The sequence below is a fragment of the Streptomyces hygroscopicus subsp. hygroscopicus genome (assembly GCF_001553455.1).
In the GTDB taxonomy this organism is placed as follows: domain Bacteria; phylum Actinomycetota; class Actinomycetes; order Streptomycetales; family Streptomycetaceae; genus Streptomyces; species Streptomyces hygroscopicus.
In genome coordinates, this window is record NZ_BBOX01000156.1 from 22,463 (window position 1) to 47,579 (window position 25,117).

Below are 25,117 nucleotides of genomic sequence, written 5' to 3' on the forward strand. Positions count from 1 at the left end.
CGGCTCGCTCAGCCGAGCCGGACCGGCAGTGACTCCAGCCCCCGGGTCAGGTTCATCTCGCGGCGCAACTCCGCTGGCGCCACGGCCAGTTCGATCCGCGGGAAGCGGTCGAGCAGCGCGCCGACGGCGATCTCGGTCTGCAGCCGTGCCAGGGGGGCGCCCATGCAGTGGTGGATTCCGTGGCCGAAGGCCAGGTGGCCGCCGGCCTCCCGGCGGATGTCGAACCGCTCGGGGTCCTCGAAGCGCTCGGGGTCGTGGTTGGCCGCACCGAGCGAGACGATGACGAACGCGTCGGCCGGGATGCGGACGCCGCCGATCCGAACCGGTTCCGAGGTCACCGAGAGGGTGTTCAGGTGCAGCGAGTTGTCGTAGCGGCTGATCTCCTCGACCGCGCCCCGCAGCAGCGAACGGTCCGCGCGCAGGGCGGCCAGCTGGTCCGGGTGGCGCAGCAGGGCGAGCATGCCGTTGCCGATCAGGTGCGCGGTCGTCTCGTAGCCGGCCACCAGGAGCTGGAAGACCATCGACACCAGCTCGTTCTCGCTCAGCCGGTCCTCGTGGTCCCGCGCCTGGATCAGCCCGCTGATCAGGTCGTCGTCCGGGGCGGCCCGCTTGGCGGCGATCAGCCCGGTGAGGTACTCCGCCATCCGGTCGGCGATGCCGTGCATCTCCTGCGGCTGGACGGCCACGGTCAGCGCGTTGGACCACGCCCCGAAGGCGGCCTGGTCGGCCTGGGGAACGCCGATCATCTCGGAGATCACGGTGAGCGGCAGCGGGAAGGCGAACGCCTTCAGCAGATCCACCTCGCCCTGCCCGGCGATGCCGTCGAGCAGCGCGCCGACCGTGTGCTCGATCCGCGGGCGGAGCGCCTGGATCTGCCGCGCGGTGAACGCCTTGGCCACCAGCTTGCGCAGCCGGGTGTGGTGGGGCGGGTCCATGCCCAGCATGTGCTCCACCAGCATCCGCTGTCCGGGCGACTTCTCGGCGGGCTGCTCCACGGGGTCCACGCCCGCGTGCCTGGCGGCCAGCCTGGCGCAGCGCTCCGGGTCCTTGTGCAGTCCCGGATCGGTCAGCGCGGCGCGCGCCGCCTCATGGCGCAGCACCAGCCACATCGGCGCCCCGCCGAGCACGACATGGGCGACCGCGGCCCGCTCGCGCAGCCGGGCGTACACCGGGTACGGGTCGCGGATGAAGTCCTCGCCCAGCACCTCCGGCGTCCGGCTGGTCTCCTCGGCCATGTGTCGGGTCCTCTCGGTCGGCCCGTGCCGCGTCGCACGGACGCAGGGGGTGGGTGAAGGTTCGTCTCCGATCCCGTTGATAGCAGGCTTTTCAGCCGGTCCCCGGCGCACTTCGAGGATTTCTATCGAGCTCCCGCGGAACGTGTTCGAAAAGCCGTTCCTCCCCTTCCCGGCGGTCATCCGGACGGAGGAGGGAACGCGGCGGGGCTCCCCCCGACGGCTTGTGGGTTTGCCTCCGCGGGAGGAGTCGCGCGTGGGATGCGGCATGCCATGCTCCTGGCAGCGTTCCAGCAGCGGACGCATGTTTCCCGGTGTTTCCTGGAGGGCCCCGTGTCCGGAATCCTGACCGCCGTTTCCCGTGGCTACCGAAAGCTGCACGGCACTCCCGCCGAAGGGGTGCCACTGTGGGCCCGGCGTGCGGCTTTTCTGATCCCGTTGACCGTGCTGCCCTCGGGGCTGTGGCGCATCGCCCAGGTCACCTTCGGGGTTCCGCTCACCAAGGACGTGGATCTCGGCCAGGGCCAGTTGCCCGACTGGCTGCCGATGGAGATCTACGTCGTCATCCTGTCCATCGTCGCCGAGGGGCTGGCCTTCCTCGCCGTCGGACTGGTCTCCACCTGGGGCGAGGTGTGGCCGCGCTGGGTCCCCTTCGTGGCCGGGAAGCCGATACGCCCGCTGTCGGCGATCATCCCCGCCGCGCTGGGGGCGGTGGCCCTCACCGTCACCTGGACCATGGCCCTGATCCTCTCGCTGCGGGGGCGCGCGCTGGACGGCCGCCAGTTCGGGGACGGCGGCTGGCGCGGATCGCTCACCCATGACGTCGGCGAACTCGGCTGGCGGGCCTGGGTGTTCGTCACCGCCTATCTGCCGCTGCTCGCCTGGGGACCGCTGCTGGCCGCCGTCACCTACGCCTACGCGGTGCGCCGCAAAGCGTTCAAATGAAGAGAATCGAATAAGCCGTTGCCAGCGTCCGCCGGCCGCCTTCACGATCATCGCCGACCGCCCGAAAAGAGATGATTGACGCGGTCGGCGGGCCCTCTCCGCGGAAAACCGTCCGCCCTCTTCTCCGAAATCTCCGCGACCGCTCCCTGTGTGAATATCGAAGAATTCTTGGCGGCCCATGGCACCGCTCTCCCGCGCCGGTAACGTGCGATTCCACGAGTTGCACACACGTGTGGCGAGGCAATCGTCGGATGGGGAGCATCGTGAGCGCGCATGACGTCGAGTACATCGAGATCTACACCAGCGACCAGCGGAAAACCACGGACTATTTCGTCTCCGGCATGGGTTTTCAGGAAAAGGCCCGGTGCCGGACCGGCGCGCTGGATTCGGTCCTGCTCCGCCAGAAGGGCGTTCAGCTCGTCATCACCTCGGGACCGGGCACGGCCGGCTTCCTGGCCGAGCACGGCGACGGCATCGCCGACATCGCCTTCGCCTGCGAGGACCCCCTGGCGGCCCGCGAGGGCGCCCTGGCCGCCGGCGCCCGCGATCTGACCTCCGGCAACCCGGCCGGCCCCGCCGTCTCCGGCTTCGGCGCCGTCCGCCACACCCTCCTCAAGCGCTCCGCGTCCCAGCCGCACGGACTGCCCCCGGGCCGGGACTGGGTCAGGTCGCCGGAGGGCGCCGCACCGGCCGGCACCGCGACCGAGCTGCGGCTGCTGGACCACATAGCGGTCTGTCTCGAGGCCGGCACCCTGCACGCCGCGGTCCAGTACTACATCGACGCATTCGGCTTCGAGCAGTACTCCAGCGAATACGTCGCCGTCGGCGAACAGGCCATGGACTCCATCGTGGTGCGCAGCCCCTCCGCCGGGATCACCTTCACCATCATCGAGCCCGACAGCACCAAGAAGCCGGGCCAGATCGACGAATTCCTGGAGCGGAACGCCGGTCCGGGAGTGCAGCACCTGGCGTTCCTCGTGGACGAGATCGTCCCGGCGGTATCCGAGTTCGAGGCCCGGGGCGTCGAGTTCCTCCAGACCCCCGGCACCTACTACGACGTCCTGGCCGAGCGGATCGACAACCTCGACGAGACGATCGCCGATCTGCGCAAGACCAATGTGCTCGCCGACCGCGACGAGTGGGGATACCTGCTGCAGCTCTTCACCCGCTCGCCCTTCGAGCGGCGCACGCTGTTCTTCGAACTGATCCAGCGCCACGGGGCCCAGGGCTTCGGAAGCTCCAACATCCGCGCGCTGTACGAGGCCGTCGAGCGCGCCCGGGCGGCCACCTCGTGACCGGCCGCACGGCCCCCTCCGGCGCCTGGCGGCCACCGCTGTCCCTCGACGAGTACGCCGAGCGGGCGCGCACCCGGCTGGACCCGGCCGTCTGGGACTTCATCGAGGGCGGGGCCGGGGACGAGCGGACGCTCGCCGCCAACCGGGCGGCGTTCGACCGCGTCCGGCTGCGCCCCCGAGTGCTGACCGGCGCGGGCGAGGGCGACCCGTCCACCACCGTCCTGGGACGGCGGTGGGCGGCGCCCGTGGCCGTGGCGCCCATGGCCTACCACACGCTGATGCACCCCGACGGGGAGACGGCCACCGCACGGGCCGCGGGCGCGGCCGGCCTCCCGCTCGTGGTGAGCACCTTCGCCGGGCGGCCCTTCGCGGAGATCGCCGCGGTCGCCGGCTCGCCCCTGTGGCTCCAGGTCTACTGCTTCCGCGACCGCGCCACGACCCGGCGGCTCGTCGAGCGGGCGGCGGACGCGGGCTTCGAGGCCCTGGTGCTGACCGCCGACACCCCGCGGCTCGGCCGCCGGCTGCGCGACCTGCGCAACGACTTCCGGCTGCCGCCGCACATCACGCCCGCCAACCTGCCCGCGGACGAAGCCGACTACTCGTCCCCGTCCGAGCACGGCCGCACCGGTCTCGACCCCTCGCTCGACTGGTCGGTCATCGCCTGGCTGCGCTCGGTCAGCCCGCTGCCCGTCCTGGTCAAGGGGGTCATGACCGCCGAGGACACCCGGTGCGCGATCGCCGCCGGGGCGGACGGCATCGTGGTCTCCAACCACGGCGGACGGCAACTGGACGGGACAGCGGCCACCCTGGAGGTGCTCCCCCGGATCGCCGCCGCCGTGAACGGCCGCTGCGCCCTGCTCCTGGACGGCGGCGTGCGCCGCGGCCGGGACGTCCTGGCCGCCCTCGCCCTGGGGGCGGACGCCGTGCTGCTGGGCCGCCCGGTGCTGCACGGACTGGCGGTGGCGGGCGCGGACGGCGCGGCGGGCGTCCTGGACCTGGTCCTCGACGAGCTGTCGGAGGCCATGGCACTGACCGGCACCGCCACCGCCGCCGGCGCGGACGCCGCGCTGCTGGCCGGACCGGAGGACACCACCGCGGTGCGGCACCGCCGGTCCGGCGCCGCTACCACCGGCCCGGAAGCCCCGGCCGCCGGGCCGGAAGCCTCACCGGCGGCCGGGCCGGAGAACACCGCCGCAGTGCGGCACCACCCGCCGGGCGCCACCACCACCGACCCGGAAGCCCCACCGGCGGCCGGACCCGAGAACACCGTCCCGGCCCGGCACCACCCGCCCGAGTCGGCGGCGGGGCACGACCGGCCGCGCCCGCCCGAACCGGCGGCGGAGGCCACGGAGACCGCAGAGGCCACGGAGGCGGCGGGGCCGCGCGAGGAGGATCTGCACCACGGCGTGGCAGCCACCCCGCCACCGACCACACCCCACGCCACCGCCACCGCCACCCTGCTCAAAGAGAATCTGCACCGCAGCGTGTCCGACCCGGTGCTGGACACCATGAACTTCCTCAACGAGATCACCGGCCGCTTCCCGGACGTGGTCTCCTTCGCCCCCGGGCGGCCGTACGAGGAGTTCTTCGACAAGGACGAGATCCTCGACCACGTCCGCCGCTACCTGGACCACCTGGCCGCGGGCGGCGCCTCGGACGAGGCCATCCGCACCGCCCTGTACCAGTACGGTCCGACCGCGGGCCAGATCCGCGGGCTGATCTCCGACTCGCTCCGCGCCGACGAGGGCATCGACGTCCCGCCCGGCGCGATCGTGGTGACCGTCGGCGCCCAGGAGGGCATGCTGCTGGCCCTGCGCGCGCTCTTCGCCGGCCCTGGGGACGTCCTGCTGGTCGCCAGCCCTTGCTACGTGGGCATCACCGGGGCCGCCAGTCTGCTGGGGGTGCCCGTGCGCCCCGTCGAGGAGCGGGCCGACGGGCTGGACGTGGCCGATGTGGAGGCCGCCGTCCTCGCCGAACGGGCCAGGGGCCGCCGCCCGCGCGCCTTCTACGTGGTGCCGGACCATTCGAACCCGTCGGGCAACACCCTGTCCCGGCGCGCCCGCGAGGAGCTGCTGGAGCTGGCGGCGCGGCACGATCTGCTCATCCTGGAGGACAGCCCCTACCGGCTGGTCAGCCCCGGCGCCCAGCTGCCCACCCTGAAGGCGATGGACCGCATGCGGCGGGTGGTCCACCTCGGGTCGTACGCCAAGTCGGTCTTCCCCGGCGCCCGCGTCGGATTCGTCGTCGCCGACCAGCCCGTACGGGACCCGTCGGGGGCGGAGAGCCTGCTCGCCGACGAACTCGCCAAGATCAAGAGCATGGTGACGGTGAACACCCCGGCGCTGAGCCAGGCGGCCGTCGCCGGTGCCCTGCTGGCCTGCGGCGGCCGGCTCACCGAACGCAACGCGGTGCCCGCCAAGCACTACGGCGAAGCGCTCCGCGTCACCCTGGAACAGCTGGACCGCCACTTCCCCGAGGACGTCCGGGACCGGCTCGGCATCGGCTGGAACCGGCCCAGCGGCGGCTTCTTCCTCACCGTCCGGGTGCCGTTCCCCGCCGACAACGCCGCGCTGCTGCGCTCGGCCGAGGACCACGGCGTCATCTGGACGCCGATGGCCTACTTCTACCCGGGCCCCGGCGGCGAACGGTCGATCCGGCTCTCCTTCAGCTATCTGAGCACCGCGCGGATCGAGGACGGCATCGCCCGGTTCGCCGCCTTCCTGCGGGCCGAGACCGAGCGCTCCGGCGCCACCGGCCCCACCCCGGGACGTGACGCATGAGGACCGCCGTCGTCGTCGGAACCGGGCTGATCGGAACGTCCATCGGCCTCGCCCTGAGCCGCCGGGGCGTCCTGGTGTACCTGGACGACGCCGACACCACGGCCGCCAGGACCGCCGAGGCCCTGGGCGCGGGCTCGCTCCGGGCGCCCGCCGGGCAGGTGGACCTCGCCGTGCTCGCAGTGCCGCCCGCGAGCATCGGCACCGTGCTCGCCCGCTGCCAGCGGGACGGGCTCGCGCACACCTACACCGATGTGGCCAGCGTCAAGGCGCGGCCGCACGAGGAGGTCCGCGCGGCCGGCGGCGATCCGTCCCGCTACATCGGCGGACATCCGCTGGCCGGTGCCGAGCGCTCCGGTCCGCTCGCCGCCCGTGCCGACCTTTTCGAGGGCCGCCCCTGGGTGCTGACCCCCTCGCCGCGCACCGACCGCTCGGCGCTCAACCGGGGGCTGGAGCTGGTCTCGCTGTGCGGTGGCGTCCCCGTCCTGATGGACACCGACGCCCACGACCGCGCCGTCGCCCTCACCTCGCACGCCCCGCACCTGGTCGCCGCCATGATGGCGGCCCGGCTGGAGCACGCCGAGGCCGAGCACATCCGGGTGTCGGGCCAGGGGCTACGGGACGTCACCCGCATCGCGGCGGGCGAACCCGCCCTGTGGAGCGACATCCTGACCGCGAACGCCGGCGCGGTGGCCGACGTCCTCGACGACTTCGCCAAGGACCTGGAGCGGCTGGTCTCCGCCCTGCGGGCGCTGCCCGGCCCGGAGTCCGAGGCGCGCCGGCAGGCCGCCGCCGACCTGGCGGAGATGCTGCGGCGCGGCAACCGGGGCCACGCCCGCGTACCGCACAAACAGCGGTCGCGGCCCGCCGAGTACGTGGCGATCCCGGTGGCCGTCCCGGACCAGCCCGGAGCGCTGGCCCGGCTGTTCTCCACCGTCGGCGAGGCCGGGGTCAACATCGAGGACGTGCGCATCGAGCACTCCCTCGACCAGCCGAGCGGCCTGGCCGAACTGCTCGTGGAATCGGCCTCCGTCGCGGCCGTGCGGCGGGTGCTGGACGCCAACGGCTGGACCATGCGGGAGAAGCCGCTGCTGGTCGGCGACGCCTGAGCGACCCGGACCGGCTCCGCCCGGGGGCCGGTCCGCCGCGCGCAGACCCGGCCCCGGGGCAACGCGCGGCCTTGGCCCCGGAACAGCCGCGCCCCGACCCGGACCCCAGGACAGCCGCGCCCCGGCCCCGGGACAGCGGCGCGCCGACCCGGCGCCGGGGCGCCGTACTTCCGGTACCGCGTCGGTCGGGGTTCGCCCGGCAGCGAGGCGTCGCCTGGTGCGTGCGATCGCAAGCGGCCGGAAGCCCTCGTCGTAGGGCCTGCCCGGGTTCCCGGCCAACGCGGCGAGGTGCCGTGCCAGGCGCCCGGCCGCGAGCGGCGTACGGTGCGGGGGACACCTCCCAGCGGTAGCTGGGGGAAACGTCGCAGGCGGAGCATCGCCCCCGTCCTGGGCGTACGCGGGCGACGCGGCGAGGTGCCGCACCAGGCGCCCGGCCGCGAGCGGCGTACGGTGCCGGGGCACCTCCCAGCGGTAGCTGGGGAAACATCGCGGGCGTACCCGGGCGACGCGACGACGTGGCGAGGTGCCGTGCCAGACGCCGGGAGCGGGGCGCCCCTGTGACGACAGGCCCTGGCCCTAGGACGGGCCGGGGGAGTTCGGCCGGCGTATCGCCGTGTAGAGGGCGCGCAGCATGAGGATCGCGCTGACCGCGAGCACCTGGTAGCCGAGCAGCGGGAACAGCTCCACCTCCGCCGTCACCCGGGGGCCGCGCCCGGTGCCGAACACCACCAGGACCACCCCCATCAGCCCCGTACAGGCCGCCAGCAACGTGACCGTCAACTGGTGGATCAGCCCGGAGACGAAGCGCCGCTCCCGCTCGTCGGCGAGCACCCGCACCCGGACAGTGAACCGCCCCTCCTCCAGCGACGCGCCGATCCGCTCCGCCCTCCGCGGCAGCCGCCGCAGCATCGGCAGCGCGGACAGGAACTCATGGGCCGCGCTCCGCGCCAGGGACGACAGACCGGGCCCGAACCCGCTCTCCTCCTCGCTCCCCGCACCCGTGGCGCGGAACCGCAGCCGGTCGGTGAGGAGGTCCACGGCGACCGCCCGCGCCTCGTCGATCATGTTGAAGTCGGGGGCGACCCGGCTCAGGGTGCCCTCGATGGTGGCCAGGGCCCGGAAGACGGCGGCGACCTCCGGCGGCACGGCGAGCCCGAACCGGGCGAGCAGCTGGAACAGCGCGGTGAACATCTCGGTGTCCGGCCGCGCCCCCGCCCCCAGGTGCTGGGCCATGAACTGCCCCAGCTCGCGCTCCAGCAGCAGCGAGTTGAGCATGAGGTCCTCACTCCTGGTGGCCCGCGTGCCCAGCAGGGCCATCAGCGCGTCGTGCAGCCCGGCCCGGTCGCCGCGGTCCACGGCCACCAGCATCTCCTGCAGGGCGTGGCGTACGGAGGGGTCGATACGGCCCACCGAGCCGAAGTCGAGCAGACCGATCCGCCCGTCCTCCAGCAGCAGCACATTGCCCGGATGCGGATCGGCGTGGAACACCCCCGCCCTCAGAATCTGGTGCAGCATGGCGGCGAAGGCGGTCCGGGCGATCCGGCGGCGGTCCAGCCCCCTGCCGTCCGCGACGGCGGCCGCCCGGTCGAAGGTGACCCCCTCCAGCCACTCCTGGACCAGCACCCTGGCCGTGGTGAACTCCTCGTACACCCGGGGCACGCGCACCGCCGCGTCCGTCTCGTAGCCACCGCAGGACGCCGCCACCACCGCGGCGTTGTTGGCCTCGATCCGGAAGTCCAGCTCCTCCCGCACGGACGTGGCGAAGCCGTCGCCCAGATCCCGCAGCCCCATCGCGTGGGAGGACCGGGACCGCCGCTGGAGACCGCGGGTGACCGCCAGGACGATGTCCAGATCGCGCTCGACCATCTCGCGGATCCCCGGCCGCTGGACCTTGACCACGACGACCGGGCCGCCCCTCAGCTTGGCGCGGTGCACCTGCGCGATGGAGGCGGCGGCGAGCGGGATCTGCTCGATCCACTCGAAGGCGTCGTCCACCGGCCTGCCCAGCTCCTCGCGCAGCAGCGCCGCCACCTCCCCCCAGGGCGCGGGCGCCACATCGCTCTGCAGACGGCTGAGTTCGCCGATGAAGTGCGGGGGCAGCAGATCGCGCCGCGTGGACAGCAACTGGCCCAGTTTGATGAAGGCCCCGCCGCACTCCTCCAGCGCCAGCCGCAGCCCCCTGGCCGTCCGGTCGCCGAACTCGCCCGGCCGCAGGGCCCGTTCCAGACTGTGCCGGCTGCGCAGCGGACGGCTCAGCCCGTTGCGCATGAAGATCCGGCTGATCTGCGAATAGCGGCGGGTGCGGCGCAGCCGGCTGCGCACCGCGCGCCACAGCCGCAGGGGCAGCGCCCAGCTGCCGCGCGGCAGGAAGACCTCGGCCAGCACCAGAGTGGCCATCGCGGCGAGGACGGACACTCCGACCTGCACCCCGTACAGCACGCCCATGCTCTGCTGGTCGTGCATGGTCGGCTTGAAGGCGAGCATCGCGCCCAGCCCGACCAGCCCGGCGCCGAGGGCGCGCAACGGGCCCACCCGGATGCCGAGCAGCCGGCCGGAGATCGCCGAGACGCCGAAGACGAAGACGCCCAGCGACGACACCGCGATCAGCACGATCAGCAGCCCGAAGGACAGGTCGTCGATGCTGGTGGCAGCCAGCCAGGTCATGGCACGTTCCCCCGTGTGCGCTGAAGAGTGCGTCAACAGTAGTCCGGATCGTCCCTCTCGGACCGTGCTGTCCGCCTGTTACGCAGCAACCTGCCAGACACGCCACCGGGCCCGACGTCAGGGCGTCGGGCCCGGTGGCACGGGAGGGGGCGGCGCCGCGTCAGCCCATCGCGTCGATCAGGCTCTTGGGCCGCATGTCGGTCCAGTTCTCGTTGATGTAGTCCAGGCACGCCTGGCGGCTGTCCTGGCCGTGGACGACGGTCCAGCCCGCGGGCACCTCGGCGAAGGCCGGCCACAGCGAGTGCTGCAACTCGTCGTTGACCAGCACGTAGTAGCTGCCGTTCTCGTCCTCGAAGGGGTTGCTCATGGCGTGGTCGCCTTTCTGACGGGTGTGAACAGGTCTGATAGGTCTGAGGTCTGATACGTCTGACAGGTCTTGCATGCCTGACAGTTCGTCTGACAGGTCTGTCGGGTGTGACGGGTCCATCGGTGTCACTGGTTCATCGGTGTCACTGGTTCATCGGTGTCACTGGTTCAGCGGGTCGTTTCGCGTCAGTCCGGTCAGCCGCAGCCACCGGCGTGGCCGGCGTCACCGGCCGGGACGAGCAGGGCGGGCTCGCCCCCACGGCCGGTTTCCCGCTGTTCGGTGGTGGCGGCGACGGTGGCGGCGGCGGTGGCGGTGGTCCGGGTCCTGGCGCGGACGCTCGCCACGAAGCCCGCGAGCCGGTCCAGCCCCCAGAACTTGTCGTGCCGGTGGATGAAGAACGGCACTCCGAACACTCCGTCGCGGTCCACCGCCCGCAGCGCCTCGATGCCCCGCCGGCGGATCTCCGGATCGTCGACCGCACCGGCCAGCGCGTCGGGGTCGAGCCCGAGTTCATCGCCGATCGCGGCCATGGTGGCCCGTTCGGAGATGTCGATGCCGTTCTCCCAGCGGGCCCGGTAGACGGCGTCGATGAAGTCCCGCCCGCGGCCGGCGTCCTCGGCGACCAGATAGGCGAGATGGGAGACGTCCCAGTTGGGAGCGGTGTCGATCGGCCAGACCACGGACAGACCGCGTTCGATGGTCGCCCGCTTGACGTCCTGGAGGATGTAGAAGTGCTTCTCTTTCGACATCGCGACATAGGGGAGGTGGATCCCGGCGTCGGCCAGCATACGCTCGCTCACCTCGTCCGGCTCCCAGTACGGACGCCATTCGATCGCGTCCGCCACATCGGGGGCGTTCTCGGTCAGTTCGCGGTAGGCGAGCCAGGAATAGGGGCTGCGGAGTGAGAAGTACCAGCGCGGTGGCTTGACGGCCAACGGGAACCTCCTGGGTTCGGGGCGTTGCTAGATGGTGATGCCGCCGTCGATCTGGACGACGGAGCCCGTGACATAGGCCGCACGGTCCGAGACCAGGTACGAGACGAGGTCGGCGACCTCCTCGGCCCGCCCCAGCCGCCCGAGCGGCACCGACTCCAGCGCCTTGTCCTTCACCTGGCCGGTGAGCACGGAGGTCATATCGGTGTCGATGAACCCCGGGGCGACGACATTGGCGCGGATCCCGTACCGTCCGACCTCCTTGGCCAGGGCCCGGGAGAACCCGATGATCCCGGCCTTGGAGGCGGAGTAGTTGGACTGGGTGGCGTTGCCGTACACACCGGCGACCGAGGAGATGTTGACGATCACCCCGCTCTTCCGCTTCATCATGCCGAACACCACGGAGCGGCAGACGTGGTAGACCCCGTCGAGGTTGACGTCCAGCACGTCGTGCCATTCGTCGTCCTTCATCAGCAGCAGGGGGTTGTCACGGGTGATACCGGCGGCGGTCACCGCCACGCCGATGGGGCCGAGCGTCTGCTCGGTCTCCGCGACCAGCGCGCGCACCGCGTCGGCGTCGCGGACGTCGGTCCTGCGGCTGAGCACCCGGACCCCGGTCTCCGTGACCGCCTTCTCCAGTTCCAGGGCGGCCGCCTCGTTCGACTGGTAGCAGAAGGCGACGTCGAAGCCGTCCCGCGCCAGACGTTCCACCGTGGCCCGGCCGATTCCCCGTGAACCGCCGGTGACCAGCGCCACCCGGGATGCGTTCTTAGCCATTGGTTCTCCAAAGCGATTCGGCCGGCCGCGCGGACCGGACGTGTGGTGCCGGGGTCGGATCAGATCAGCAGGTCAGGGCAGATCAGCAGGTCAGGGCAGCAGGTCAGGGCAGGGCGGGGGCCGGGTCCCCGGGCCGCAGCTCCCCGGCCGGGCGGAAGGCCAGCACCGCGAGGCCGACCGTCAGCGCGGGCTCACCGGCCACCGTGGCACCGCCCTCGATGATCACGGTGTCGTCCACCACCCGGGTGATGGCCGCCCGGTGTTCCAGTACGTCACCCGGCAGCACCGGCCGGTGGTACTCGACCCCGGACACGCTTCCGAAGAGCATGACCCGGCCCTCGAGCGCATCGGGCTCCGGCGACTCCCAGGTGGCCAGCAGCCCGGCCGACTGGCACCAGGACTCCAGCAGCAGCACCCGCGGGTAGGCGTAGTCGGCGGCCACCGCGTCCGGCCCGAGCCCCTGGTACCAGGGCTCGTTGCAGGTCACCGCCTTCACGGCGGTCACCCGCCGGCCCGGGACCAGTTCGGTCACCCGGTCCAGCAGCAGCATCGGGAACCGGTGCGGCAGCACCCTTCTGATCTCCAACTGGCCGATCATCATGCCTCCTCACGCCTCCTCGGCCGTGAACCGCAGCCTGACCTGGGCGGCGGCACCGCGCTCGGTGGCCACCTTGGCGGCGCACTTCCACACCCCGGTCCCACCGGTCCACACCAGGTCCACCGCCAGCCGGTCGCCCGGGAAGACCGGGCTGAGGAACCGCGTGCTCTCCACCGCCACCAGCTCCAGCCCGGCCGAGCCCGGCGGAGCGGTCCGCAGACCGCTGAGGTGTACGCACTCGATCACGCAGACCCCGGGGAAGATGGGGAAGCCCGGGTAGTGCCCGGGGAAGACCGTCTCGTCCTCGCCCACCGTGACGGCCGTCGCCGCCCGCACCGTGCCCCGGTCGCCGGCGGCGGCCGGACGGACCACCTCCACCCGCGCGGCGACAGGACTGCACGGCCGGGTGCTTGACGCCCCGGCGGAGCCGAGGGTCCCGGCAGAGCCGATGGACCCGACATCCCCCACAGCCCCGGCAGACCCCACAGCCCCGGCAGCCCCAGCGGCCCCGATCGTCCCGGTCATCGCGGCCCCGCCAGACGCAGCAGGGCGCAGCCGACCGCACCGTCGCGGTCGACGGAGGTCACCAGCGCCACCCGGCCGGCGGCCCCGGGGGTGGTCTCGGCGTGCACCAGCACCCCGGCGATCTGGAACGCCGCCGCCGCGGCCCCGGTGTCCCCGATGAGCGCGGCCTGGGTGAGGTGGACGGGGTCCGCTCCCCCGGCGGCCTCCGCCACGGCGGCCCGCTCCTGCTCCCCGGACGGACCGGGCGCCTCACTCGTGGACACCGCCCAGATCTCCTCCGGGCGCACCTGCGCGCGGTCCAGGGCCCGGCGCAGACAGGCCGCCAGCGCGGGGCGGACCCCGCCGTCCAGGGCGATGCCCATCTCCACCGCGAGGATCTCCGCCAGCACCGGCTGCTCGGCGCCGTCCCGCGCGTCAGGGCTGTCCGGCGCGTCGGCGCCGTCCCGCGCGTCGGGGCCGCGCTGCTCCACCAGCAGCAGTCCGCAGCCCTCACCGGGCAGTTGCGCGGGCCCCTCGGTGTCCGGCTGGTGGGCGTGGCTCTCCAGCCAGGAGCGGGCGTGCGAGAACTCCTCGACCGCGCCGCACAGCACCGTCCTGGCCCGGCCGAAGGTGAGCAGCCGGCGCGCGTAGTTCAGGGCGTACAGCCCCGCCGCGTGGCCCCCGGCGATCGTGGTGTTCGGGCCCTTGAGCTGGTGCCAGATCGCGCTCTGCCCCGCGGCGCAGTTCATCACGGCGTTGGGGAAACGCGCCGGGTCCACCAGATACGGCTTCTCCCCGGTGAGCGAGTCCCGGGTGAAGTCCATCTGGCTCTGCACACTGCCGGTGGTGGTGCCCAGGACCAGGGCGGCGTCCTCGCCGGTGGCCACCCACCGGTTGCGCGGCGCGTCGTCGAGCAGCCGGGCGACCGTGGTGACCGCGAGGCCGGTCACCCGGTCCATCGAGCGGACCCCCTTCTTCCCGAGCACCGTGCGCAGGTCGAAGTCGGGCACCAGACAGGCGCGGTCCCCGGCCGCCCGCCACCGCTCCTCCTCGAGCGGGGCCGCCGCGGGCCGGCGTTCCCTGATCCCCTCGGTGAAGGCCGCGCGGCCGATCCCGAAGGGCGATACCGCGGACCAGGCCGTGATGACCGGTCGATTCACAAGAGCTGTGCCGCCACTCATGTCTGCTCCGTCGCTTACGTCGCCGTCGTCGGTCAGGACTCGCCGCGCAGCGCCTTGGAGACGCGCTCGTCGAAGGTGATCAGGTTCCAGTCCCGCCGGTTCTCGATCAGGGCGTAGCCGTGGGTGACCTTGCCGGTCGCGGTCGGCACCAGACGGCCGTCGCGCACCACGTAGCAGTCCATGCGGGAGGTGTAGGTGAAGTCCTTGAAGACGTTCTCGACGGTGTAGACCGTGTAGAGGTCCTCCTCCATCAGCGCCTCGTCCAGGATCTGGATCCGGGAGTGCGGGCAGGCGGGGATCCACCGGCGCTCGTCCAGCAGGGTCTTCACCGAGATGCCGCGGTCGGCGAGGAAGAGGTCCACGACCTCCTCCATCTGCCGCAGGTAGCTGGACATCTGGAGCCGCTCGGAGAAGTGGCAGTACGGGTAGGGGATCCGCCACTTCCAGCCGAACGCGTTCTTCCCCGCGGTCAGCAGGTCGAGCACCGGATCGGGGCCGGTGGTGCCGCGGCCGGCCGACAGCGAGGTGGTGACGGCCGTGAGGTCGGCACCGGTCAGCTCCGGCGGCTCGGGGGCGACGGCGCCCGGGGTGCTCAGCCGGTCGGTGACGAACCGGGCGAGCCCGGCGGGCGGTTCCCCGGCCGCCTCGACATAGCTGTCCGAGCGCAGCACCACCTTGGCGTTGGCGGCCACCACCTTGGTGTCCGCGCCGTCCCGCTCGGCGTGCAGGGCCACCGTGAAGGAGATGCAGGAGTCGTCGTCCCCGGCCGCCGGCACGACCCGCGCCTGGACCGTCTCGTCCATGTAGAGGGCGTGCAGGATCCGGGTGTCGAGGTCGACGATGTCCACGCCGAGGCCGGCTTCCGCGTACAGCGCCCGCGCCGGGAGGTCCGCCTCGGCGAAGTGGTAGAGGATGGCCTCCTCGACCAGGTAGTTGATGTGCTTGAACCCGATCCAGGTGCAGATGTTGGAGCCCTCGTACCGGGTGCGCAGCGACGCGGTCGTCTCGCTGGTGAGCAGCCTCTTGACGGCGCTTTCGGCCACTGTGGTCATCGATCGTGCTCCCATGGGAATCCGGGGCCGGGACCGCCGTTGGGACGGGCGGCCGAACAGATGCTGACGAAGCGGTCGAGCAGGGCGGCGAACTGCCGCGCCCGCTCGATCATCAGGAAGTGCCCGCAGCCGGGCAGCAGACGGAACTCCGCGTCGGGGAGGGCGTCCGCGAGCGCGCGGCCCTCGGCCGGCGGCGCGGCGAAGTCGTCCGCACCGGCGAGGACGAGGCACGGCACGGTGAACCGTCCCAGGCGCAGGGCGGGGGTACGCAGGTAGATCTCGAAGAACCGCATCCAGCCGTAGGGGCCGACCCAGTCCCGGATGCGCTCGGCGAGGTGGCGGCGGGTGGCCGCGGGGACCCGGTCCCCGGCGTGCACCCGGATGCCCTCGGCGATCAGCGGGGCCATGGTGTCCACGGAGTGCGCCAGGCTCGCCCAGTCGAACTCCTCGGCGGTGCGCCGGTAGAACGGGGCCACCAGCACCATGCCGCGGACGCCGAACTCGGTGAACGGGTCCCGGCCCGCCTCGATCCGCCGGCCCAGGAACTCCATCAGGACGTTCGCGCCCATCGAGTGGGCGACCACCACCCCGGCGCCGCCCGGCACCGCGCGCAGCGCGTCGCCCAGGTACGGCACGAGATCGCCCCGGGCGCTCCACCCGGCGACGCTCCGGCCCCGCCAGGGCAGGTCGGCGGCCCACAGCTCGGGCCCGCCGGACCGGCGACCCTGCTCGACGCAGGCGTCCCACACGGTGCTGCTGTTGGACAGCCCGTGCAGGAAGAGCACCCGGCCCCGCCCGGGGTCGCCCGGGGCGCGCCGGGTCACGACCACGGGGCTCTCCTTGCCGCCCCGCGCGGACACCGCGGCGCCCCGCCCCTGCTGAGGGCGTTCCGGGGCAGGCCCCCGGGCGGACCCCGGCCCCTGGGCAAGTCCCTGCCCCTGGGCGGGCTCCGGAACGACTCCCGGAGCGGACCCCTCCACGGGCCCCCGTACGACTCCCCCAGCGGGCCCTTCGGCGGGCTCCTGAGCGGGTGCCTGGACGAGGCGGTCGCCGGTGGACATCAGGCCGCTGCCCGCCCACGCAGCGCGATGCCCGCGCTGGCGTCGTCGGCGTCGGTGCCCGCGGTGGCGTACACCGGACCGGCGCCGCCCCGGGCGAACCAGCCGACGGCCGCGGCGCACTGGAGCACCCCCAGCGCGCCCGAGCCCAGGCCGAAGACCTCGCCGAGATCGTGCCGGGCCACGCCCGCCAGCAGGGTGTCCGGCACGGCGGCCGTCCGCTGTTCGGGCAGCTGCCACTGTTCGGGCAGCTGCCACAGGGCGGGCCGGTCACCGGTCGCCGCCGCCAGCCGTTCCAGACAGCGGCCCAGCCCGGCGCCCCGGACGTAGTCGCCGAGAACGGCCGGCGCGCTCGCGCCCCGCTCGGCGGCCGACTCCTCGCTCTCCACCACCAGCGCCGCCGCCCCGTCGATGGTCCGCGCTCCGCCGGTGAAGGCGCGCACGGACGCGTTGTCGGGTTCGACGCCCAGGACCAGCGCCCGGGGGACCCTGCCGCCGCGGATCAGCGTGGCCGCCCAGTGGACGGCGTCCAGCCCGGAGGTGGCGCCGTTGCACAGCATCAGGTTGGGGCCGCGCAGCCCGAAGCGGATGGCGACGGAGGAGGCGATGACATTGCTCGAGGCGTTCGGCAGGTCCATCGCGCTGCCCGCCGCCGCCGTGTGCTCGGCGATGGTGTCGATGGCCCGGCAGATGGTGTCCAGGTTGCCGTAGTTGGAGCTCGCCACCACCGCGACGCTTCGGCCGGGGACGCGCAGGCCGCCCCCGTCGTCCAGCAGACCGGCGTGGCGCAGGGCCGCGTCGGCCGCGCAGTAGGCGAGCTGAGTGGCCCGGTCCTTGTACCGCAGGCCCTTCCGGCCGACCAGGTCCTTCGGCTCGACCGGCGGGGCGTCCGGCGCCGCCGGTGCCATCAGCTCCGGTGCCGACCTCGCGCGGGGCAGCACCACGCCGACCCCGCTCACCACCACGGTCATCGGGCCGCCTCCAGGATCGCGACGGCGTTGATGCCGCCGAAGCCGAACGCGTTCAACTGCGCCACGGTCAGCGGCCGGTGGGCCGCCTCGCCGGTGACGAAACGGAACCCGGCCGCCTCGTCCACCGGGTGGTCCAGGCCCACCGTCGGCGGCACCCGCCCCTCGGCGAGGCAGCGCAGGGTGACCACCAGGTTGAGCAGCCCGGAGGCACCCGAGGTGTGCCCGGTCATCGACTTGGTTGCGGTCACCAGGGGCTTGTCCCGGTCCGGGCCGAAGACGTCCGCGAGCGCGGTCGCCTCCGCCTCGTCGTTGAGCAGCGTCCCGGTGCCGTGCACCATCAGCAGGTCGATGTCCGCGGGCTTCACCCCGCCCCGGGTGTGCGCCTCCCTGATCGCCTCGGCGATACCGGCCGGGTCCGGCGCCGTCACGTGGAAGGCGTCGCAGTTGACCGCGACGTCCCGGACCAGACCGTGCACCGGGCGTCCGCCGGGCGCCCGGCTGAGCACCACCGCCGCCGCGCCCTCGCCCATCAGGACGCCGTCCCGGTCGCGGTCGAACGGCCGCACCCGGGTCGGGGGCACCGGCTGCACCCGCTCCAGCAGGCCGTACATGGTCTCGGTGAGCACATCGACCCCGGCCACGACCACCGTGTCCGTCCCCTGCGCCAGCAGGTCCACGCCCAGCGCCAGCGCGTACAGCCCGGCCGAGCAGGCGTTGGACAGGGTGTGGGTGTCATCGGCCCGGAACGCCTCGCGCAGCGCGGTGCCGAAGTGGAGCCGGGCGGCGGGGAAGCCGGCGCCCTCGGTGCGCCACAGCTCCACCGACCGCAGCTCGCGCAGACCGGTGCCGACCAGGACCGGCACCCCGCTCAGATCGCTCCCGTCGAGGCCCGCGTCACGGACCGCCTGGCCGACCGCGTCCAGCAGCAGCCCGGTCGCCCGCCCAGGGACGTCCACCCCGGGGGCGGGACGGTTGTCCACCTCGTACGCGTGCCGGGCCGTGTGCCGGGCGTGGTCGAAGCCGCGCAGCTCGGCCACTCCGGAGCGGCCCGCGCACAGATTGCCGAAGAGTTCGCCGACATCGCCGCCCAGCGCGGCCACGGCCCCCATGCCGGTCACCGCCCAGCTCATACCGGCACCCCGTCGTACCGGCCGAGCAGCACCACCGCGTTGTTGCCGCCGAAGGCCAGGCCGTTGTTCTGCACGACCTTCAGCTCCGCCTCGATCGCCACATTGGGCACGCAGTCCACGTCGCACTCGGGATCGGTGGTGGTGTGGTTGATGGTCGGCGGGATGAACTTCTCGGTGATCGCCAGGGCGCAGCCGATGGCCGACAGCGCGCTGGCGGCGCCCATGGTGTGACCGATCATCGACTTCATCGAGATGGTCCTGGGGGGACGGCTGCCGAAGACCTCGCGGATGGCGCGCGCCTCGGTGACGTCGTTGGCCTTGGTACCGGTGCCGTGGGCGGAGATGAGGTCCACCTGGTCGGCCTTGACCCCGGCGTTCTCCAGGGCCAGCCGCATGCACCGGCCGACGCTGTCCTGGTTCGGCGCCACCTGGTGGTACGCGTCGCAGGTCAGGCCGTACCCGAGCACCTCGGCATAGATCCGGGCGCCCCGGGCCAGCGCGGACTCAAGGCTCTCCAGGACCAGCACCCCGGCGCCCTCACCGGTGAGGATGCCCTTGCGGTCGACGTCGAACGGCCGGCACCGGTCCGGCGCGATGGTGCCCAGCCGGTAGAAACCGGCGAACGTCTTGCGGCACATCGCGTCGGCGCCGCCGCACAGCGCGTACTCCGCGTCCCCGGAGCGGACCGCGTCATAGCCGTAGCCCAGGGCGTAGTTGCCGGCCGCGCAGGCGGTCGGAATCGTCACCGCCTCCACATCGGACAGCTGGAGCTCCTGCGCGATGGCCGCCGACAGACGGCCGGCCGGAACGCGGCGGGCGAGTTCGGGCGGCATGTGCTCGGGACCGTGCGCGATCTCGGCCTCGACCAGGTGGTCCAGGTCCCTCGATTCGCCGTCGGTGGTCCCGATGGAGATCAGACCCGGCTGCGACCGCCAGTCCGCGATGGACACCCCCGCGTCCTCGATCGCCATCCGGGCCGCGGCGACCGAGTACTGCGTCGCCCGGCCGAGGCGCTCGGCCGCGAGGTGGCGTATCCACCGCCCGGGGTCGAAATCCTCCACCTCACAGCCGTTCGCGTGGTCGAACCCCGCGACGTCGAACACCGTGATCGGCTTGGCCCCGCTGCTTCCGGCGCGCAGTCCCCGCCGGAACTCCTCGACGCCCATACCGATGCTGGAGACCACACCGAGTCCGGTGATCACCACTCTGCGCGGGCCCGCATGCCCCGACTCCGCCATCCCGCCCCCTCAAATCCGCTGTTCCGGCCGTGTCCGCGAATACGAGAACGCCGCTCTACCAGCCGGCGGACTCGGCGACGACCTCGTAGACGCCCTTGAGGTGCACCATCCGGGGGAGTTCCGACTGGTCGATGGTGACGTGGAATTCCTTCTCGAGGTTCGCGAGAATTTCGATGGAACGCAGCGAGTCGGCCGAGTGGTCCTCCTTGAAGAGGCTGGTCTCGGTCACCTCGTCCTCTTCGATTTCCAGAACGTCGCAGACGATCTCCTTGATCTTCTGCACCCGCTCCTCGTGCACCGAACTCATGATGGATCCCCCACTTTCGAACAAGGCCGACCCGCAGGCCGTTTCCATTTCGGACTCGGATCTTTCTATGGCACCCCGCGATACCGCGCAATGCCCACTGCATAAAGCTGCCACAACCCGGTCGGCAGACCCGCTCGCTACCCGGATTCCCGCTCCACGGCGGTTATTTATCGGCGCTTCCCACCAGAACTATCCGCGCGGCCGGTACCGCGCAACAGCCGGTACAGGAAGCTGCCAGCGAAGCCTTCCCGGCCGCCGCCGTCCCCTGCTTCCCGGCCGCCGCCCCCCTGATCAGGGGCTCGGTCCCGTGGCCGGTCCACCCGGGCCGTCCGGGCCCCTGATCTCCTCCCCGCGGCAGCCCCGGGCGGGTGCGCGGAGCACCGCGGGCACGCCGCGGGGAGGCAACCGGCGGTGGTTCGGGGGATGACCACCGCCGGAGTCGGATCTCCCGCCGTCCACGTCCCGGACCCGGGGCGTTCCGCCGACCGACCGGATTTCTATCCGAGTCCGTTGATCTTCCACAATGGCGCTAACAGGAAGGTGCCAGCGCGGGACCGGCCCCCGCCGCGCACCGGCCGGGCGTCATGACACCATCGGTCGGTGATCGAGCTCGGCTACTCCCTCTCCCACCGCTTCCCGGACCCGCCGCAGACGGACTACCGGGGCGCACCGGTCCAGGCCCTGCGCCACGACCTGTTCTGCGGCGATGTCCACCTCACGGACACCGCGACCGGCCGTGAACTGTCCACCGCCTGGGGATGGGTCCCGGTGCTGGACTTCGCCTGGGCGCTGTGCGACATCGTGGAACTGCTCGACCGGGATCCGCGCGGCAGCCGCTCCGCCACCCCCGTCCACGCGGAACTGGACTTCACCGAATCCACCGACCGGATGCGCTTCGAGCGGCGCTTCGGATGGGTGGACATCACCGCCGACTGGACACCGGCCACGGATCCGCCGCTGAATTTCTCCCACGCCGCGCTGCGCCGCGAGGCCCGGGACTTCCTGCACGATCTGATCGCGGATCTGGCTGATCTGCACGACGGACTCGCGGACAACCCCGCGATCTGGAATCTGCAGTCCCGTTTCCCCCGCGTCTAGCCGGACGCGGCAACCACCCGCCGCCCGTCTATCACCGGCCTATCGCCACGGGCCTCCGCCGCAATAGAACGGCCATAGACGGGCATTACATGCTGGTCGTCGCGGACAGGGATACCGGTCCGCACAAACCAGGGAGGTGCGGTGGACAACATATCGGCCACTGAGATTCCGGCGACCGGAACGGAACTCGATTTCACGACCTGGCTGGAGCACCTGGAACGCCGGGACCTGAACGATCCGGCGGAGTTCGCCGCGGTCGTCAGGGAACTGGCGCTCGACCCGCACCGCACGGAGTACGCCGAGTACATCGGGCCCCGGCAGTCGCTGATGAGCGACGCCGGCGCCCGCTGGGCCAGCCTGGTGGCGATGCTCATCAACGCCGTCCACAGCACCGCGACGAACACGCCCTGAAGGCCCCCTCGCCGCACCGGCCACACCCCCCGGCACCCCGGCCCACACGCCCCGGCCGGGGCCCCGCGTTCCGCCCGCCCACCCGGGACGGGCCCGAGGCGGCGCCGGGTGCCGAGCCCCGGATCAGCCCGTGCCGTCCGGCCGTGACCGTGGCCCCGGCCGCGGGCCGTGGCCGGGGCCGGGGCCGGAGCCGGGCAGATCGCCGCGCAGCACGCCGTGGTGGACGTGGCGCAGCCCCGCGCCGGGGTCCATGCCCAGCTCCTCGCGCAGCACTCGCCGGCCGCGCTCGTAGACCGCCAGCGCGTCCGCCCGCCGGTCGCACCGGTACAGGGCGGTCATCAACTGGCCGCGCAAGCCCTCCCGGAGCGGATGCTCGGCCACCAGCCGGGTCAGTTCCGGCACCGACCCGGCGTGCCGGCCCAGCGCCAGCTCCGCCTCGACGCGGTGCTCCACCGCGCTGATCCGGGCCTCCTCCAGCCGCGGCAGCTCCGTCTCCGCCAGGAAGCCGGTCACATCCGACAGGGCGGGCCCCCGCCACAGCGCCAGGGCGGTGTGCAGCCGTTCGGCGGCGTCCGCGTACCGGCCCTCGGCGAGTTCACCGCGCCCCTGCTCGGCCAGGCGCTGGAACTCCTCCCAGTCCAGCCGGGCCCCGCTGTGGTCCATGGCGTATCCCGGGCCGCGGCGGACCAGCCGGAGCCAGGGGGCGCAGCGCTTGCGCAGCCGCGAGATGTGGGTGTAGAGCTGCGCGGTCATCGTGACCGGCGGATGGCGCCCCCACAGCAGCTCGCTGAGCCGGTCGTCCGAGACCACCCGGCCCCCGGACAGCAGCAGGGCGGCCAGCACGGTCCGCTGTTTGGCGCCGTCCACGGGCAGCAGCCGCCCGTCCACGCGCACCTCCACCGGCCCGAGGATGCCGAACTCCACGTGCCGCACAGCTGCCTCCCCACGGCCTCGGTGTCGTCCGGCCCGACCACCCCCGCCCTCGTCCCGCCCTCGTCCCGCCCCGCCGTCCGCGAGGCGTCAGCAACCTGACAACTCGGCGATCCGCACCGCCGCGTCGATCGCCTCACAGCCGAGCTGATGCCCCGGATGGCGGCTCACCCGGCTGATCGGACCGGAGAGCGACAGCGCCGCGACCACCCGCCCGTCCGGGGAGCGCACCGGCGCCGACACGGTCGCCACGTCCGGTTCCCAGCCCCCGACGCTCTGCGCCCAGCCCCGCCGCCGTACGCCGGAGAGCATGGCCGCGGTGAACCGGGCGCCGCGCAGCGCCTCGTACAGCGCCTCGGGCTCCTCCCACGCGAGCAGCACCTGGGCCACCGCCCCGGACGTCAGCGGGAACGCCGTGCCCACCGGCACCGGCTCACCGCCCAGCGCCTCGGAGGAGGCCACGCAGATCCGCATCCGGCCGCGGCGCCGGTGGAGCCGGGCGCTCGTCCCGGTCCGGGCGCTCACCTGCTCCAGCACCGGGCCCGCCTGGGCCTTCAGCCGGTCCTGGCGCGCCTCGACGACCATGTCGCCCAGCCGGGGGCCGAGGGCGAAGCGCCCCTGCCCGTCGCGGGCGACCAGTCTCAGCCGCTCCAGGGCCAGCACCAGCCGGTGCACGGTGGGCCGTTTCAGACCGGTGTCGGAGACCAGCCGGGCCAGCGTGGCGGGACCGCCCTCCAACACGCCCAGCAGCAGCGACGCCTTGTCGAGCACGCCCACTCCGCTGATCAGCGGCGGCGGGGTCATCGTCGAGTGGGCCATGGGCTCAGCCCAGATGCGCGGCGAGCGCGCGGACGACGGCGTCACGCTGCTCCACCAGGTAGAAGTGGTTGCCCGGCAGCACCCGCAGCGCGAAGCCCGCCGGTGCCACCTCGCCCCAGGCGGCCATGTCCTCGGCGGTGATGTGCGGGTCGGCGTCCCCGACCTGGGCCACGACCGGGCAGCCGACCGGCGCCGCGGTACGGGGTCCGTACGTCCCCACCGCCGTGAAGTCCGCCCGGAGCGCGGGCAGCACCACCTCGCGCAGATCCGGGTCGTCCAGCAGCTCCCCGTCGGTGCCGCCGAGCCCCCGCACCTCCTCCAGCAGCGCCTCGTCGCCGTCCAGGTAGGTGGTGTGGGGCGTCAGCTTGTGCGGGGCCTTCCGGCTGGAGACGAAGAGCCCCTGGAGGCGGATGCCGTGCCGGCTCTCCAGCCGCAGCGCGACCTCGTACCCCACGGACGCGCCCATGCTGTGGCCGAAGAGGGTCAACGGCACGTCCGCGAAGGGCAGCAGGGCCGCGGTGACCTCGTCCGCGAGGTCCTCGATGCGGTCGATGCCCGGCTCGGCGAGCCGCTCCTGCCGGCCGGGGTAGCGGGTGGCGAGCACTTCCACGCCGTAGTCGAAGGCGGTCCCCCAGCCGTGGAAGAACCCGGCGGATCCCCCCGCGTGCGGCAGGCAGACCAGCCGCCTGCGCGGCGCCGCCCCGGTCCCGTATCTGCGGAACCACTTGCTGTCGATGCCGACGGCCATCGTCTCCACGCACCTCCTCGTCATCGTCGGCCGATCCCCCGTCGCCCCGGTGACCCGCCCGCGTGCTGTGCGGCCAGTTCTAGCCGCGCCCCGACACACCGGGCAACGACCGGTCATGAAGCTGCCAGGGGACGGCCGAAAAGAATGCGATGGCGTGTCACCGCCGCTCGCCGGGGGATTGCGAGAGGAGCAGACCGAGTTCCGCGGCGCGCACCCCGGCCTGAAACCGTGAATTCGCCCCGAGTAATGCCATGATCTCCGCGACATATCTCCGGTAGGTGCGTACGGACATCGCCAGTTCCCGCGCCGCGACCTCGTCGGTGACCCCGGCCCGCAGCCGCTCGAGTATCTGCTGTGCGATATCCGCCCGCGTCTTGTCGCCGAATTCGATGCGGTCGGAGACCTCCACCGCGTTGCGCCACACCCCGTCGAACAGCGCGACCAGCGGCCGGATGACACCGGGGGCGCGGACCACCGAGGCCCGGCGGCCGGCCACCGACGCGGCGCACACCAGCGCGTGCTCGTTGTCGGCGATCACGGCGACCAGCGCGGGGATCCGCGCCACCCGCGTCCGGACCCGCTCATCGGCGGCATGGGCCGAGACGAACCGCCAGTCGAGCGTCGAGGGCGTGCACAGCAGCCGCGCCCGGGGGGTCTTCCGCGCCGTACCGGACAGCAGCGCGGTCAGCGCGCCGTGGACCGCCGCGGCGTACGCGGGCTCCGCGGCGAGCACCACATCGACGCGCGTAGTGGCACCCGTGACCAGCCGCGCCGCCGTCTCCACGGCGTCCTCGTGGGCGTCGATGACGTCCACCATCGCGTCGCGGTGCAGCTGATTGCGGCGTCTGTCCACCGTGGACGCCAGGAGCGCGCTGACCTCCAGCAGCTCCCGTTCGAATTCATCGGCGGCCTCGGCCGGAACGAGGTCGACCTCTCGACGGCTGCTGCCCGAAGCGCTCTCGGGCATCCCGGAT

General features: G+C 73.0%; 24 protein-coding genes. 6 read left to right on the top strand and 18 right to left on the bottom strand.

Annotated elements, in window-relative coordinates:
* Window positions 1-8: 8 nt before the first annotated feature.
* Window positions 9-1,235 carry a cytochrome P450 family protein gene (locus tag AXW62_RS17640; protein WP_060945372.1) on the bottom strand — a complete coding sequence of 409 codons (1,227 nt, stop codon included), beginning with the start codon at window positions 1,233-1,235 and terminating at the stop codon, window positions 9-11.
* 258 nt (window positions 1,236-1,493) lie between these two features.
* Here AXW62_RS17640 and AXW62_RS17645 point away from each other — a divergent pair, with 258 nt between their 5' ends.
* The 4 genes from AXW62_RS17645 (at window position 1,494) to AXW62_RS17665 (ending at window position 7,358) form a co-directional block, all read left to right on the top strand.
* Window positions 1,494-2,177, top strand: coding sequence for a hypothetical protein (locus tag AXW62_RS17645; protein ID WP_060945373.1), 684 nt, complete (start codon window positions 1,494-1,496; stop codon window positions 2,175-2,177).
* A gap of 263 nt (window positions 2,178-2,440) precedes the next feature.
* Window positions 2,441-3,472 (top strand): 4-hydroxyphenylpyruvate dioxygenase, encoded by a 1,032-nt coding sequence (gene hppD, locus AXW62_RS17650; RefSeq protein ID WP_169808143.1) that lies wholly within the window; start codon window positions 2,441-2,443, stop codon window positions 3,470-3,472.
* Complete coding sequence (locus AXW62_RS45870; protein ID WP_252368639.1) at window positions 3,469-6,252, top strand: aminotransferase class I/II-fold pyridoxal phosphate-dependent enzyme; 2,784 nt, start codon at window positions 3,469-3,471, stop codon at window positions 6,250-6,252. The genes hppD and AXW62_RS45870 overlap by 4 nt, the downstream gene beginning before the upstream one ends.
* Entirely contained in the window at window positions 6,249-7,358 is a 1,110-nt protein-coding gene (locus tag AXW62_RS17665) for a prephenate dehydrogenase (protein ID WP_060945375.1), read from the top strand. The genes AXW62_RS45870 and AXW62_RS17665 overlap by 4 nt, the downstream gene beginning before the upstream one ends.
* A 576-nt stretch (window positions 7,359-7,934) precedes the next feature.
* Here the strand turns inward: AXW62_RS17665 and AXW62_RS17670 are convergent.
* The 13 genes from AXW62_RS17670 to AXW62_RS17730 all read right to left on the bottom strand — a co-directional run bounded on the left by AXW62_RS17670 (window position 7,935) and on the right by AXW62_RS17730 (window position 20,137).
* Window positions 7,935-10,022 carry an ABC1 kinase family protein gene (locus tag AXW62_RS17670; protein WP_060945376.1) on the bottom strand — a complete coding sequence of 696 codons (2,088 nt, stop codon included), beginning with the start codon at window positions 10,020-10,022 and terminating at the stop codon, window positions 7,935-7,937.
* Between the two features lie 160 nt (window positions 10,023-10,182).
* Window positions 10,183-10,389, bottom strand: coding sequence for an MbtH family protein (locus AXW62_RS17675; RefSeq protein WP_060945377.1), 207 nt, complete (start codon window positions 10,387-10,389; stop codon window positions 10,183-10,185).
* Between the two features lie 194 nt (window positions 10,390-10,583).
* Window positions 10,584-11,324, bottom strand: a complete 741-nt coding sequence (locus AXW62_RS17680) for a 2-hydroxychromene-2-carboxylate isomerase (RefSeq protein WP_060945378.1) — start codon at window positions 11,322-11,324, stop codon at window positions 10,584-10,586.
* Between the two features lie 27 nt (window positions 11,325-11,351).
* Complete coding sequence (gene fabG / locus AXW62_RS17685) at window positions 11,352-12,098, bottom strand: 3-oxoacyl-[acyl-carrier-protein] reductase (RefSeq protein ID WP_060945379.1); 747 nt, start codon at window positions 12,096-12,098, stop codon at window positions 11,352-11,354.
* Window positions 12,099-12,201: 103 nt separating this feature from the next.
* Window positions 12,202-12,696 (bottom strand): 3-hydroxyacyl-ACP dehydratase FabZ family protein, encoded by a 495-nt coding sequence (locus tag AXW62_RS17690; RefSeq protein ID WP_060945398.1) that lies wholly within the window; start codon window positions 12,694-12,696, stop codon window positions 12,202-12,204.
* Window positions 12,697-12,705: 9 nt separating this feature from the next.
* Entirely contained in the window at window positions 12,706-13,074 is a 369-nt protein-coding gene (locus AXW62_RS17695; RefSeq protein WP_252368640.1) for a 3-hydroxyacyl-ACP dehydratase FabZ family protein, read from the bottom strand.
* A gap of 143 nt (window positions 13,075-13,217) precedes the next feature.
* Entirely contained in the window at window positions 13,218-14,381 is a 1,164-nt protein-coding gene (locus AXW62_RS17700; RefSeq protein WP_060945380.1) for a beta-ketoacyl synthase N-terminal-like domain-containing protein, read from the bottom strand.
* Between the two features lie 32 nt (window positions 14,382-14,413).
* Window positions 14,414-15,433, bottom strand: coding sequence for a hypothetical protein (locus AXW62_RS17705; RefSeq protein ID WP_060945381.1), 1,020 nt, complete (start codon window positions 15,431-15,433; stop codon window positions 14,414-14,416).
* Complete coding sequence (locus tag AXW62_RS17710) at window positions 15,430-16,263, bottom strand: alpha/beta fold hydrolase (RefSeq protein WP_252368641.1); 834 nt, start codon at window positions 16,261-16,263, stop codon at window positions 15,430-15,432. The genes AXW62_RS17705 and AXW62_RS17710 overlap by 4 nt, the downstream gene beginning before the upstream one ends.
* A gap of 230 nt (window positions 16,264-16,493) precedes the next feature.
* Window positions 16,494-17,462 carry a beta-ketoacyl synthase N-terminal-like domain-containing protein gene (locus tag AXW62_RS17715; protein WP_060945383.1) on the bottom strand — a complete coding sequence of 323 codons (969 nt, stop codon included), beginning with the start codon at window positions 17,460-17,462 and terminating at the stop codon, window positions 16,494-16,496.
* Window positions 17,459-18,592, bottom strand: coding sequence for a beta-ketoacyl-[acyl-carrier-protein] synthase family protein (locus AXW62_RS17720; RefSeq protein WP_060945384.1), 1,134 nt, complete (start codon window positions 18,590-18,592; stop codon window positions 17,459-17,461). Before AXW62_RS17720 ends, AXW62_RS17715 begins: the two co-directional genes overlap by 4 nt.
* Entirely contained in the window at window positions 18,589-19,830 is a 1,242-nt protein-coding gene (locus AXW62_RS17725) for a beta-ketoacyl-[acyl-carrier-protein] synthase family protein (protein ID WP_060945385.1), read from the bottom strand. The genes AXW62_RS17720 and AXW62_RS17725 overlap by 4 nt, the downstream gene beginning before the upstream one ends.
* Before the next feature lie 55 nt (window positions 19,831-19,885).
* Complete coding sequence (locus tag AXW62_RS17730) at window positions 19,886-20,137, bottom strand: acyl carrier protein (RefSeq protein WP_014061562.1); 252 nt, start codon at window positions 20,135-20,137, stop codon at window positions 19,886-19,888.
* A gap of 600 nt (window positions 20,138-20,737) precedes the next feature.
* On the opposite strand from AXW62_RS17730, the gene AXW62_RS17735 reads away from it, so the two are divergent.
* Both AXW62_RS17735 and AXW62_RS17740 read left to right on the top strand, forming a co-directional pair.
* A complete protein-coding gene (locus AXW62_RS17735) occupies window positions 20,738-21,235 on the top strand; it encodes a hypothetical protein (RefSeq protein ID WP_060945386.1) in 498 nt (165 codons plus the stop codon).
* A 141-nt stretch (window positions 21,236-21,376) separates the two neighbouring features.
* Entirely contained in the window at window positions 21,377-21,646 is a 270-nt protein-coding gene (locus AXW62_RS17740; protein WP_060945387.1) for a hypothetical protein, read from the top strand.
* Window positions 21,647-21,769: 123 nt separating this feature from the next.
* On the opposite strand, the gene AXW62_RS17745 is transcribed toward AXW62_RS17740, so the two are convergent.
* The 4 genes from AXW62_RS17745 to AXW62_RS17760 form a co-directional block, all read right to left on the bottom strand.
* On the bottom strand, window positions 21,770-22,579 hold the full coding sequence (locus AXW62_RS17745) for an AfsR/SARP family transcriptional regulator (protein ID WP_063817603.1): 810 nt from the start codon (window positions 22,577-22,579) through the stop codon (window positions 21,770-21,772).
* An 87-nt stretch (window positions 22,580-22,666) separates the two neighbouring features.
* Entirely contained in the window at window positions 22,667-23,395 is a 729-nt protein-coding gene (locus AXW62_RS17750) for an IclR family transcriptional regulator (protein ID WP_102885032.1), read from the bottom strand.
* Window positions 23,396-23,399: 4 nt separating this feature from the next.
* On the bottom strand, window positions 23,400-24,143 hold the full coding sequence (locus tag AXW62_RS17755; protein ID WP_060945401.1) for a thioesterase II family protein: 744 nt from the start codon (window positions 24,141-24,143) through the stop codon (window positions 23,400-23,402).
* 157 nt (window positions 24,144-24,300) lie between these two features.
* Window positions 24,301-25,110, bottom strand: a complete 810-nt coding sequence (locus tag AXW62_RS17760) for a helix-turn-helix domain-containing protein (protein WP_030828100.1) — start codon at window positions 25,108-25,110, stop codon at window positions 24,301-24,303.
* Between the last annotated feature and the right edge of the window lie 7 nt (window positions 25,111-25,117).

What these genes read in the sequence shown, in the direction of transcription:
- AXW62_RS17640 (WP_060945372.1), bottom strand. Translation starts at nt 1,235, where the DNA reads ATGGCCGAGGAGACCAGCCGGACGCCGGAGGTGCTGGGCGAGGACTTC.
- AXW62_RS17645 (WP_060945373.1), top strand. Translation starts at nt 1,494, where the DNA reads ATGCGGCATGCCATGCTCCTGGCAGCGTTCCAGCAGCGGACGCATGTT.
- AXW62_RS17665 (WP_060945375.1), top strand. Translation starts at nt 6,249, where the DNA reads ATGAGGACCGCCGTCGTCGTCGGAACCGGGCTGATCGGAACGTCCATC.
- AXW62_RS17670 (WP_060945376.1), bottom strand. Translation starts at nt 10,022, where the DNA reads ATGACCTGGCTGGCTGCCACCAGCATCGACGACCTGTCCTTCGGGCTG.
- AXW62_RS17675 (WP_060945377.1), bottom strand. Translation starts at nt 10,389, where the DNA reads ATGAGCAACCCCTTCGAGGACGAGAACGGCAGCTACTACGTGCTGGTC.
- fabG (WP_060945379.1), bottom strand. Translation starts at nt 12,098, where the DNA reads ATGGCTAAGAACGCATCCCGGGTGGCGCTGGTCACCGGCGGTTCACGG.
- AXW62_RS17690 (WP_060945398.1), bottom strand. Translation starts at nt 12,696, where the DNA reads ATGATCGGCCAGTTGGAGATCAGAAGGGTGCTGCCGCACCGGTTCCCG.
- AXW62_RS17700 (WP_060945380.1), bottom strand. Translation starts at nt 14,381, where the DNA reads ATGAGTGGCGGCACAGCTCTTGTGAATCGACCGGTCATCACGGCCTGG.
- AXW62_RS17705 (WP_060945381.1), bottom strand. Translation starts at nt 15,433, where the DNA reads ATGACCACAGTGGCCGAAAGCGCCGTCAAGAGGCTGCTCACCAGCGAG.
- AXW62_RS17715 (WP_060945383.1), bottom strand. Translation starts at nt 17,462, where the DNA reads ATGACCGTGGTGGTGAGCGGGGTCGGCGTGGTGCTGCCCCGCGCGAGG.
- AXW62_RS17720 (WP_060945384.1), bottom strand. Translation starts at nt 18,592, where the DNA reads ATGAGCTGGGCGGTGACCGGCATGGGGGCCGTGGCCGCGCTGGGCGGC.
- AXW62_RS17725 (WP_060945385.1), bottom strand. Translation starts at nt 19,830, where the DNA reads ATGGCGGAGTCGGGGCATGCGGGCCCGCGCAGAGTGGTGATCACCGGA.
- AXW62_RS17730 (WP_014061562.1), bottom strand. Translation starts at nt 20,137, where the DNA reads ATGAGTTCGGTGCACGAGGAGCGGGTGCAGAAGATCAAGGAGATCGTC.
- AXW62_RS17750 (WP_102885032.1), bottom strand. Translation starts at nt 23,395, where the DNA reads ATGGCCCACTCGACGATGACCCCGCCGCCGCTGATCAGCGGAGTGGGC.
- AXW62_RS17755 (WP_060945401.1), bottom strand. Translation starts at nt 24,143, where the DNA reads ATGGCCGTCGGCATCGACAGCAAGTGGTTCCGCAGATACGGGACCGGG.
- AXW62_RS17760 (WP_030828100.1), bottom strand. Translation starts at nt 25,110, where the DNA reads ATGCCCGAGAGCGCTTCGGGCAGCAGCCGTCGAGAGGTCGACCTCGTT.